The organism is Streptomyces rugosispiralis, assembly GCF_024505145.1.
Taxonomy (GTDB): Bacteria; Actinomycetota; Actinomycetes; order Streptomycetales; family Streptomycetaceae; genus Streptomyces; species Streptomyces rugosispiralis.
The window spans coordinates 24,608-35,895 of the sequence record NZ_JANIAA010000064.1 but is presented as its reverse complement, the minus strand read 5'-3'; the positions used below and the strand labels follow the sequence as shown (position 1 = coordinate 35,895).

At 69.9% G+C, this 11,288-nt stretch carries 9 protein-coding genes; 5 read left to right on the top strand and 4 right to left on the bottom strand.

Features of this window, described 5'->3' with window-relative positions:
• The first annotated feature begins 167 nt into the window (after window positions 1–167).
• Entirely contained in the window at window positions 168–905 is a 738-nt protein-coding gene (locus NP777_RS44630; protein WP_256655926.1) for a hypothetical protein, read from the top strand.
• A gap of 7 nt (window positions 906–912) precedes the next feature.
• On the opposite strand, the gene NP777_RS44625 is transcribed toward NP777_RS44630, so the two are convergent.
• Window positions 913–2,259, bottom strand: coding sequence for a right-handed parallel beta-helix repeat-containing protein (locus tag NP777_RS44625; protein WP_256655925.1), 1,347 nt, complete (start codon window positions 2,257–2,259; stop codon window positions 913–915).
• Between the two features lie 66 nt (window positions 2,260–2,325).
• On the opposite strand from NP777_RS44625, the gene NP777_RS44620 reads away from it, so the two are divergent.
• Window positions 2,326–3,477 carry a Dyp-type peroxidase gene (locus NP777_RS44620; protein WP_256655924.1) on the top strand — a complete coding sequence of 384 codons (1,152 nt, stop codon included), beginning with the start codon at window positions 2,326–2,328 and terminating at the stop codon, window positions 3,475–3,477.
• Between the two features lie 43 nt (window positions 3,478–3,520).
• Here NP777_RS44620 and NP777_RS44615 read toward each other — a convergent pair whose 3' ends face one another.
• Window positions 3,521–5,710, bottom strand: coding sequence for an ATP-binding SpoIIE family protein phosphatase (locus NP777_RS44615; protein WP_256655923.1), 2,190 nt, complete (start codon window positions 5,708–5,710; stop codon window positions 3,521–3,523).
• 119 nt (window positions 5,711–5,829) lie between these two features.
• On the opposite strand from NP777_RS44615, the gene aspS reads away from it, so the two are divergent.
• On the top strand, window positions 5,830–7,638 hold the full coding sequence (gene aspS / locus NP777_RS44610) for an aspartate--tRNA ligase (protein ID WP_256655929.1): 1,809 nt from the start codon (window positions 5,830–5,832) through the stop codon (window positions 7,636–7,638).
• A 161-nt stretch (window positions 7,639–7,799) separates the two neighbouring features.
• The gene (locus NP777_RS44605; protein ID WP_256655922.1) at window positions 7,800–8,732 is read left to right on the top strand and encodes an intradiol ring-cleavage dioxygenase; all 933 of its coding nucleotides are present in this window, start codon (window positions 7,800–7,802) and stop codon (window positions 8,730–8,732) included.
• A 101-nt stretch (window positions 8,733–8,833) separates the two neighbouring features.
• Here the strand turns inward: NP777_RS44605 and NP777_RS44600 are convergent, their stop codons facing one another.
• Window positions 8,834–9,340 carry a GNAT family N-acetyltransferase gene (locus tag NP777_RS44600; RefSeq protein WP_256655921.1) on the bottom strand — a complete coding sequence of 169 codons (507 nt, stop codon included), beginning with the start codon at window positions 9,338–9,340 and terminating at the stop codon, window positions 8,834–8,836.
• Window positions 9,331–10,584, bottom strand: coding sequence for an XRE family transcriptional regulator (locus NP777_RS44595; protein WP_256655920.1), 1,254 nt, complete (start codon window positions 10,582–10,584; stop codon window positions 9,331–9,333). Before NP777_RS44595 ends, NP777_RS44600 begins: the two co-directional genes overlap by 10 nt.
• A gap of 173 nt (window positions 10,585–10,757) precedes the next feature.
• Here NP777_RS44595 and NP777_RS44590 point away from each other — a divergent pair, with 173 nt between their 5' ends.
• Entirely contained in the window at window positions 10,758–11,285 is a 528-nt protein-coding gene (locus tag NP777_RS44590) for an ATP-binding protein (protein WP_391858701.1), read from the top strand.
• The last annotated feature ends 3 nt before the right edge of the window (window positions 11,286–11,288 follow it).

Sequence of the window (11,288 nt, the reverse complement as noted above, 5' to 3'; positions counted from 1 at the left end):
CGCCCCACCAGCAGCGATACTGTAGCGGGTGTGACCCAAGATCGGGGGGAGAGCAGGGAATGAATAAGCGGAACGGGTTAGCAATGCGCCGGGTACGGAGTCTGAGAATCAGACACGTTTTCTCGCGGCGCGCGGCCGGTCAGCGCCGATGGCCGCGGCCACGCTGGATGGTGGCCGCGGCCATCGGCGGTGTGGCCGTCGCGGTGGCCACGTTCCTGGTCGTCGACAGCGGCTCCGGCCCCACCGGTCCGAAGGAATTGACCTCGGATCAGGCGGGCCGGCTGGCGGTCACGCGGTTCCTCAACTTCCAGGCGGGTGGACGGGCCATGACGATCAACGTGCCGGGCACCGCCGGTGAGCTGACCATCACCGGATCCATCGACTACCGCGGCAAGATCGGTTACGGCGTGGTGCGCGGCACCGGGCGCGATACGTCCAGCGACGGGCTGATCCAGTGGACGGCGGCCAATGTGCTCGTCCACCCGATGACGAACGCCCCGGCGAAGGCACCGGCACGGCCGCCGGGGTCGGGCTGGTACAGCCGTCCGCTGCAAAGGCGCGGCAGTTCACTGGACAGTTCGCTGGCCATCGCGCTGAAGCTCGGCAGCGACCGGCCGGACAACGCCGAACTCCTGCCGCAGAACGGTGCCGCCTGGGTGGGACGGGACCGGTTGGACGGCCATCAGGTGGACATCATGACCGGGCCGAGCGCCGCCCGTGCCACGACCGGTACGGCGGGGACGTCCGGTCCGGCGGGTGCCGTGCGCTACTGGATCGGCTCGGACGGCACCATGTACCGGGTTCGTGTCGGCGTGGCGTCCGCGTCGGAGCCGGTGGTCATCGATTTCGACACCCACAAGTACGTTCCGGTCCGGCCGGTCCCCGGAGCCACCCCGACGCGGTAGCCGCCGCTCAGGACGTCGGCACCCGCGCGCCCGCGGCGAGCAGTGACGCCGACGGCAGCCGGAAGCCCGCCGTGTCGTCCGGTAGCGCCGGAACGGCCGGAACAGCGGTGGCGCCCGCGGTCGTGGCGTTCGGGAACTGCGGCTGTCGCCTGGGCGCCGCCACCTCGGTGAACGGGATACCGCCGGGTGCCGTCGGCTTCGTCCAGGTGCCGGACGGCGAGGCCGACCGGGCGGGACGCGGGCAGGACGCGGTCGTCGCGAGCCGGGCGGGCACCGTCGTCCGTAGCTCATTGCCACGCAGACAGTTGCCCCGTCCCTTCGTGGCGGTGGGGAACGTCCAGCCGACGTCAACGCCGTTGGCGGCGAAGGTGTTGTCCAGGATCCGGTTGCCGTTCGGCGGCATGTCAGCGGTTGCGGTGATCACCAGTCCGGCGTTGCTGTTGCCGGTGACTCGGTTGCGGACGAACTGGTTGCCGGTGCCGCCGTCGACGCCGATGCCGATGCCCCACCCGCCGTCGGCCTGTTCGGGGGTGGCGGCCTGCTGGTTGGCCGCGATCAGGTTGCCCGCGATGACGGCGTCCCGCTGCGGGAGCAATTTCTCCTGGTGGTCGGAGTTGGTGGTGAGCCCGACCCGGTTGCCGACGAGGCGGTTGCCGACCACGTACATGTCGCCGCTGGCATTGGTGCCTTCGTAACCGACCGCGTTGAGTTCGGCGATGTTGTCCCGCACCACGATGCGACAGGGCTTGCACTGTCCGACATAGATCCCCGAGTCGGCCGAGCCCGAGGTGTACGAGTGCTCGATGACACCGTTCTGCGCGGAGAACGCGTAGATGCCGTACAGCCCGTTGCGGGTCGCGGTCACATGGGAGACCAGGAACGACTTCAGGAAGGTGACGGGCTCGTCGCCGGTGTCGTAGCCGCCGGACTGCCCCGGCGCCCCGGCGGCCGCCTTCGCCGAGCCGGTGACCAGGACCCCGTTCTGTGTGTTGTTCCGCACCGTCAGGTTCTCCACGGCCACCCCGGGAGCGGCGACGACGATGCCGTTCGGCTGCCGCAACCGCCCGTCGATGACGACCTTGTCCCGGGACTTGCCGCGAAGAGTGACGCGAGGCTTCGATATCTTCACCGACTCGTGGTACACGCCCGGCGCGACCAGCACGAGATCGCCGGGCCGAGCCAGCGACACCGCGGCCGAGATGGTCGGGGCGTCGGCCGGTACGTTGATCGTCACATGGGCACCGGACGGTCGTCGGCCGTCGTCCGGCCCGTCATCGCCCCCGCCGCAGCCGGCCAGTAAGGGTGCCAGTGTGCCGAGCACCGCGGCCATCAGGCGAAGACGGAGACGAGGCATGGCCTCATCCTGGCACGGACGCGTCGGGGTCGCAGGTGCTGATACGGATATGGCACAGTTCACACTGTGTGCCAAGCCGACTCCCGCCCGTCACGCCGCTCGTTCCTCGGTGCCACCGGCGCTGTGACCGCCGTCGGCCTCTCCGCCGGGTGCCAATCGAGTTCCGCCCCGCCGGACCGGTCCGATGCCCCCGCGCCGACCCCGCCGGTGTCACCAACGGGCCGGTACCAGGCGGGCATCACGCTTCCACAGCCGGCCCAGCGGAACCTGCTGGCCGTGGTGGCCGACCTCGTCGACGCCGCGCCCGTCGGTCCGTTGCTGGCCGAACTCGGCGAGGCCATCCGCGCACTCACCGAGGGGACCGACGCACGGCTGATGGGGCTGTCGCCGGGCGATCTGACCGTGACGATCGGAGTGGGCCCCCGGCTGGTGCGCACGGTCGATCCCGACCTGCCCGGCGCCAAGGACCTCCCACGGTTCTCCCGCGAGCGGATCGCCCCCGGGGCGCGCGGCGGCGATCTGCTGATACAGATCTGCGCCGACGACGCCCTGGTGATACCGGTCGTGGCTGCCGCGCTGCTGGAGCAGGCCGGCGACCGGATACGGGAACGCTGGCGGCAGTCCGGGGTCCGCGGCGCGAATGTGCCGGTGGCCAAGGGCCGTGCCGCGCCACGAAACCTCTTCGGTTTCGTCGACGGCATCGTGGGCCCCCACACCAAGGCCGAACAAGAACGCGACCTGTGGCTGTCCGGGCCGGCTCCGGTCGCGGGCGGCACCCTTGCCGTACTGCGACGCATGGACCTCGACCTGCCGCGGTTCGCCAAGCTGTCCGTCGCCGGGCAGGAAGCCGTCTTCGGCCGGCGCCGGGCCACTGGTGTGCCCCTCTCCGGTGGCACCATCGCCTCGGGCCCGGACCTCGGCGCCAAAACGCCGGACGGGCGCTACCTCGTCCCGGTGGACGCCCACGCCCGCAGGGCGCACGCCACCGCGGTCGGCGTCGGCCTCATGCTCCGCCGCTCCTACAGCATCGACGGGCCCGCCCCCGGCCTGCTCTTCGTGAGTTTCCAGAACGACATACGGACCTTCACCAACACCCTCACCCGTATGGACAATTCCGACGCCCTGCTGGATTACACGACCACGACCGCCAGTGCGAGCTTCCTGATACTTCCCGGCTTCGACGCACAACACCCGCTCGGTTCCCGGCTCTTCCGCTGAACGAGTCGGCCGCCTCGGCACCATCCCGGCCGTCGGGAGCTGATCACGCGCGAGGGGCCGGCCCGTCCGCCGCGCTCGGGCCGGGCCGCCCGTCCGGCGCCGCCTCGTACAGCTCGTACCAGATGCATTTGCCGTCGCCGCGCGGATCCACTCCCCAGTTGTCGGCCAGCATCTCCATCAGCAGCAGACCGCGCCCGGAGGAGGCCAGCTCGCCCGGGCGGCGGCGGTGCGGCAGCTCGTCGCTGCTGTCGGCGACGTCCAGCCGCAGCCGCCGGGCCCCGTGCCGCCCGCTGACCTCGGCCACCAGCAGGGCGTCACCATCGGTGTGCACCAGCACATTGGTGACCATCTCGGAGAGCATCAGCACGGCCGACTCGACCTGGTCCGGGTCCGCCCAGTCGTGCAGCATGTCGCGCAGTTGCCGCCTCGCGCCCGCTATCCGCTCCGGCTCGGCCTGCGCGACCGTGACCGCCGTACGCCGCACCGGCGCCGAACCGGGCCCGACCAGGCACACCTCCGCCTCCCTGCGGATCAGCAGCAGCGCTATGTCGTCCTCGCGCCGGTCCGCGAGCGGACCCGTGGTGTGGTGGGAGGGCGGTCCGTGCACCGCCTGCACCAGGGAGTCGGCGAGCGCCTCGAGGTCGCCCGCGTCCAGGCCGTGCGCGGTGAGCCGGCCGGAGCCCGCGGCCGGGGCGGCGGGCCGCTCGAAGACCTCCCGGATCCGGTCCCAGCCGGTCTCCAGATCGTGCCCGCCGGTCTCGATCAGCCCGTCGGTGCACATCAGCAGCGTCTCGCCGGGCTCCAGCACCACCCGGGTGGTCGGATAGTCGGTGTCCGGGTCGATGCCCAGCGGCAGCCCGCCCGCCGTGGGCCGGAGCATCATCGTGCCGTCGGCCAGCCGGACCGCCGGGTCGGGATGGCCCGCCCGCGCGATGTCCAGGGTGCCCGCCACCGGGTCCACCTCCATGTAGAGGCAGGTGGCGAACCTCGGGTCGTAGCGGCCGTCCGGGCCCTCGGGCTCGGCGAGACCGGCCAGGAAGCGGGAGGCGCGGGACAGCACCGCGTCGGGGTGGTGGCCCTCGGAGGCGTACGCCCGGACCGCGATCCTCAGCTGCCCCATGATCCCGGCGGCGCGCACATCGTGGCCCTGCACATCGCCGATCACCAGCGCGGTACGCCCCGAGGGCAGCCCGATCACGTCGTACCAGTCGCCGCCGACCTGGAGTCCGCCGCCGGTCGGCACATAGCGCGCGGCCACCGTCAGCCCCGGGATATCGGGCTTGCTGGCGGGCAGCATCGAGCGCTGCAGCCCGTCCGCCAGCTCCCGCTCGGTCTCCTGGAGCGCGGTGCGGGACAGCGCCTGGGCCAGCATCCGGGCGATCGTGGTCAGCACCGAGCGCTCATCGGGCGAGAACGACACCGGATGGGCGAATCCGGCCATCCACGCGCCGATGGTGTGGCCCGCGACGATCAGCGGCAGAAACGCCCAGGACCGGCGGATCCGGGGGCGGCCCGGCGACCACGTGGCCGGAAACCGGCCGCGGTACTCCTCCGGTGTGGGCAGATAGACCGCCCGGCCGGTGCGCACCACCTCCGCCGCCGGATGGTCGGTGCTCAGCGCGATGTCGTGCAGGGGACGGTCGGCGCCCGCCCGCGGCCCGTGGTGGCCGATCACCGAGATCCGCTCGCCCTGGACGCCGAAGACCGCGAGCCCGTCCGGGGAGAAGCCCGGCATGGACAGCCCCGCCGCCACCCGCAGCACCTCGGCGGTGGACATCGCCTCCGCCAGCGCCCGCCCCGCGTCCAGCAGGAACGCCTCGCGGTTGCGGCGCCAGTCGCCGGTGATGGGCGGGCCGCCGACCGAGGTGCCCGGCAGCGGGTCGGGGACCTCCTGGAGGGTGCCGAGCAGGTGGTAGCCGTCCTCGCTGCCGCCCCGCGCCATCGGCCGGGAGCGGGTGCGCACGGTCCGCAGTACGGTGCCCTTCTCGTCCACGATGCGCAGCCGGGCCTCGGCCAGGGTGCCCTCGGCCACCGCGAGCTGGACTATCGCCTTGACCTCGAGCCAGTCCGCGGGGTGGAAGCAGGCGCGGGCGGCGGCCTCGGGCAGGGTGACGGCCTCGGCGGGCAGGCCCACCAGCCGGGCGGCCTCCGCGTCATAGCTGACGGCGCCCGAGACACTGTCCCAGCGCCATAGGCCGGTCGCTATGGCGGCCAGCAGGTCCTCGGTGCGCATTGCACTACCTTATGGGGATTTGCCAACCGCTTACCAGTGAGGGTCGCGGCGCCGGTAGGCTTGGCCGGAAGCTTCCCGAGGGTACGTACGCCTCCCGATCGACACGACTTGGATGAATGATGCATCGGTACCGGTCCCACACGTGTGGTCAGCTCCGCGCCGCTGACGTCGGCACCGACGTCCGGCTCTCCGGATGGCTCCACAATCGACGGAACCTGGGCGGCATCCTCTTCATCGATCTCCGCGACCACTATGGCCTGGTCCAGCTGGTGGTGCGCCCCGACACCCCCGCCAACGAGGCCCTGAGCTCCATCAGCAAGGAGACCGTCGTCCGCGTGGACGGCCGGGTCATCGAGCGCGGCGCGGACAACGTCAACCCCGAGCTGCCGACCGGCGAGATCGAGGTCGAGGTCTCGGACGTCGAGGTGCTCGGCGCCGCCGACCCGCTGCCCTTCACCGTCTTCCCCGAGGACGGGGTCGGCGAGGAGCGGCGGCTGGAGTACCGCTTCCTGGACCTCCGCCGCGAGCGCATGCACCGCAACATCATGCTGCGCTCCGCCGTCATCTCCGCCATCCGGCAGAAGATGACCGCGCAGGGGTTCAACGAGCTGGCGACCCCGATCCTGTCCGCCACCTCGCCCGAGGGCGCCCGGGACTTCCTGGTCCCCTCCCGGCTGCACGCGGGCAAGTTCTACGCGCTGCCGCAGGCCCCGCAGCAGTTCAAGCAGCTGCTGATGATCGCGGGCTTCGACCGCTACTTCCAGATCGCGCCCTGCTTCCGCGACGAGGACGCCCGCGCCGACCGCTCGCCGGGCGAGTTCTACCAGCTCGACGTCGAGATGAGCTTCGTCGAGCAGGAGGACGTCTTCGGCGTCATCGAGAAGGTCATGACCGAGCTCTTCGAGGAGTTCGGCGGCGGCCGCCATGTGACCTCGCCGTTCCTGCGGATCCCGTTCCGCGAGGCCATGCTCAAGTACGGCTCGGACAAGCCGGATCTGCGGGCCCGGCTGGAGCTGCGGGACGTCAGCCACGTCTTCGAGGGCTCCGGCTTCAAGGCGTTCGCGGACAAGCATGTGCGTGCGCTGGCCGTGCCGGACACCGCCGAGCAGCCCCGGAAGTTCTTCGACCAGCTCGGTGAGTTCGCCTCTCTGCAGGGCGCCAAGGGGCTGGCCTGGGTCCGGATCGGCGAGGACTCCAAGCTGACCGGCCCGATCGCGAAGTTCCTCACCGACGAGGACGTCGAGAAGCTGATCGCCGAGGTCGAGGGCAAGCCCGGCACGTCGATCTTCTTCGGCGCCGGCGACTTCGACGAGGTCTCCAAGATCATGGGCGCGGTGCGGGTCGAGGCCGCCAAGCGGGCCGGCCACTTTGAGGAGAACGTCTTCCGCTTCTGCTGGATCGTGGACTTCCCGATGTTCGAGCGGAACGAGGACACCGGGCAGATCGAGTTCTCCCACAACCCCTTCTCCATGCCGCAGGGCGGCCTGGAGGCGCTGGAGACGAAGGACCCGCTGGATATCCTGGCCTGGCAGTACGACATCGTCTGCAACGGTGTGGAGCTGTCCTCCGGGGCCATCCGGAACCATGAGCCGGACGTCATGTACAAGGCGTTCGAGATCGCGGGCTACTCCCGGGACGAGGTCGAGCGAGAGTTCGGCGGCATGCTGCGCGCGTTCCACTTCGGCGCCCCGCCGCACGGCGGTATCGCCCCCGGCGTGGACCGCATCGTGATGCTGCTGGCCGATGAGCCCAACATCCGCGAGACCATCGCCTTCCCGCTCAACGGCAACGCCCAGGACCTGCTGATGGGCGCGCCCAGCGAGGTGGATGACGCCCGGCTGCGCGAGCTGCACCTGTCGCTGCGCAAGCCGCCGCAGGTCAAGCAGGCGGAGAAGACGGGCGAGAAGGCCGAGAAGCCCGCCGAGTAGCCGGGACCGTTACGAGACGAACGGGTGGGGGCGTGCCGAACGGCGCGCCCCCGCTCCGCGTAGGCGCGGGGGCGGCGGGATGGCCGGATGACGCTCTTCGCACAGCCATTCACAGCCCGCACCCATGTGGCTGCCAGGTTGTCTCCCTAGCGTCCCGGGCCATGACCGAACAGCAGAGCAACGACCTCGATCCCCGGCGGGACCTGACGAGGCGGCGGATCGTGGTGGCGGGCGGCGCGGCGGTCGCGGTGGCGGGCCTGGGCGCCGCCGTCGCCACCACCGCCGCGGCGGGCGAGACCTCCGGGTCCGCCGCCTCCGCCACCCCCTCGGCCTCCGCCTCCTCGCCGTCCGGGGAAGTGTGCTATCGGCTCACCTCGGAGACCACCGAGGGGCCGTACTACATCGACGCCGACAAGATCAGGAAGGACATCACCGAGGACCGGGAGGGCATCCCGATGACCCTCCGCCTCAAGGTGATCGACTCCGAGAGCTGTAAACCGCTGGCCAAGGCGGCCGTCGACATCTGGCACTGCGACGCGCTGGGACTCTACTCAGGCTACGAGAGCTCCAGCAGCGGCGGCGGCACCCCGCCCACCGGCACCCCGCCGACCGGGGCCCCGCCCACCGAGGCCCCCACGGGCGCACCGACCGGGGCCCCGCCCGGCGGCGGCCACCAGGACCCGACCGACGACAAGCGGTATCTGCGCGGCACCCAGCTGACCGACCGGCACGGCTTCGTCGAGTTCAGCACCGTCTTCCCCGGCTGGTACCGGGGCCGCTGTGTGCACATCCACACCAAGGTGCACATCGGCGGCAAGCTCACGGACGACGGCTACGAGGGCGGCCACACCTGCCACACCGGTCAGCTCTTCTTCGCCGAGGAGGCGGTGCTCGACTCGGCGAAGGTGGCCCCGTACAGCACCAGCACCACCGAGCGCACCACCCTCGACGAGGACGGGATCTACCCCGGCAATGGAGCCGAGGGCGGTCTGCTGCACCTGAAGTACCGCAAGGGTCACATCGCCAAGGGCGTCGTCGGCTCGCTGACCCTCGGGGTCGACCCCGACGCGACGAACGACGGCACCGGCATGTGACGGCGGCCGCCCGGGGAGCTAGTGGGGGGCTCCCCGGGGGTTCCGCTTGCCAAAATCGTACGGCCGCCCAGTGACATCGCGGGCGGCCGTTTCACTGGCGGCTACCGGAGATCCCTGAGCATCACCGCGTAGTGGGGCGAGTCGTCGTGTGACGTGGACTCGTCCACCTTTCGGTACCCCCAGCTCTCGTAGAGCCGCACGACCTTCTTGTGTGCGATCTCCACCTGGAGCGACACCACCCTCGCATCCATGGGAGCTATCAGTGCGTCATGGATCGTCTTGGCTCTGCCAGTCCCGCGCCACTTGGGCAGCACCATGAGTTCGGACAGCGCGAACACAGGGCCTCGTAGATCACTGGGCCGGGTGCTGCCTTGCCACCAGCCACCGGGCGCGAGGACTGAGCCGTAGGCGTAGCCGACCGGGCCGCCGTTCTCCCAGCCGGATACGCACCTCCAGTTCTTCCGTGCGGACCACAGGTCCAGGAAGTACGTGAAACGCTCGCGAGAGTGGAACGGGTCGGGGTTGTCCGCGTACACCTCGTCATGGATGTCCAGCAGCATCGAACGCACGTCTTGAGCGTCGACGTGACCGTACCGCCTCAGATCCATAGTCGAGACTCCTCAGTCCACCCCGTTACTTCGGGCGCCTTCGATCCGGAGGCGATGAGCAGTTCGCGCCCCCTGGCCAAGGTCTTGGCAGTCCTTCGTGACCCAGAGCCGGGAAGCAGCAGGGCTGATGCCTTCCTTGCGGTGGCGCAGCCCAATTCAAGCTCACCCTGCCTGACCTGCGCCAGAGATAGGTGCGCGGTGAACAGCGCTCTGTCGCGGGTCATGCCCTCGGGAATGGCCGACAGCGTTCGGTGCAGACAGAACTCCGCCCGGCCGTGCTCCCCGACCGCCGTCCATACGTACGAGGACAAGGCGTCGAACTCGGCGGCCCCGTAGAAGCTGATCCAGCCTGAGCGCACAGGCTGAGAGATGCGGCCGAAGTGCTTCTCTGCCAGTTCAAGAGCGCGTAGGGCGTCTGTGTGCTGATCCAGTCGGGCCAGCGCGTTGGCATTGCGCATGTGCCCGAGAGAGGCAAAAAGAGGATCACACCGTGCTGCGGTCGAGCGCTTCATCACATCGGCAGCAGCAGCGGCCTCAGCATGGTTCTCTCGCATACTCGACGCGAGCATCAGGTGATCCCACACGCGGTACCTCGTCTGGCTGTCCCGCGACAGGCCGGCCAGGGTCATGGCCGTGTCCAGGTGTGCGCGAGCCCGCTTCGGGGAGCTTGCGTCGAGGGCGGCAAACGCCGCAGCCGCCATCGCGTCGGCAGCAAGACGATGCAGCATGTCCCGTACACGACTGGAGACAGCACCGGTGGTGAGCGCGGACTGGACCCGCGTACCAAGCTCGATGGCAAGGTTCTCCACCCGCCTCGTGCCTCCCACAACCCGGTCTTCCTGGAGGATCCGCACGTAGTCCTGGTGAAACCTATCGACGTCACTGACGCCCAGCCGTCGCTGCCTTCCCCGCGGAGTAGCGAGGCCCAAGCCCGCTCCGCCTACTGCATTAACGAATGCGCGACGCTGCACGGGTCCGTCCTCCGATGGTGCACGACTCTTCCTGCGTCGGGGGATGAACCCTAAGTCCTCGGACGAGGCGTCGAGCACCTCTTCGATGCAAAGCCGGATGCGGTCTTGCGGCCACTTGGTCTCGTATCGCAACCAGCGGCGAACGTCTGTGTCGGTGACCGAGCCATGAGAGCCGGTCAATCGTTCGACCGCAAGGTTAATTTCCCTGGCCAAACCGGCCTGGGAGAAGCCGAGTTGTTCGATCCGCGCTTCCAGCTTGCCGTTTGCGTACACAGGACGAAGGTAGCGCTCCGCGATCAGGTCACGACAGCGTGAAGGTAAAAATCACCGGGGTCATGCGCTGTAGTTCCACCTGGTTCCACCTGTCGCCGCTGTCGTGCCGGTCGTTCACTGGGTGTCGCCTGGAGTCACCCCCGAACCCGAAGGTGAGGAGCGGCGTGAGCACGATGACCGAGCCATCAGCAACGGGCGTCCCCGCGTACAGCGAGACGATGCGCCGGGAGCGGGAATCGGCAAGCGCGGCGCGGGGACTGGTGTCGTCGTCGCTGCGGGTGTGGGGCCTGGAAGACATCGAGGACGCGGCCTGGCTGGTGGTGACCGAGCTGGTCTCGAACACCGTCAAGCATGCGCGGCTGGAAATGATCCGGGTGAAGGTGTCGAGGGTCGGCCCCAAACGCGTGCGGATCGCGGTCACCGACCGGTCCCGCAAGCTGCCCACCCTGTGCGACGCGGGGGCGGACGACGTGAACGGCCGGGGCCTGGCGATAGTCGCCGCGATGTCCGAGAAGTGGGGCGTCGATCCGCTGCGTTGGGGGAAACGCGTGTGGGCCGAGTGCGCTCTGAAAACGACCGACTGTATTCCCGGCGGAGTCGGGAAGGATTCGGAGAAAAACCTTGGGTTAAGTGGCCGACCCGGAACTACGAGAGGTTGCCGGGAGGCTCTTGACCGGGATCTGCGAAATGCAAACGGGTGACAA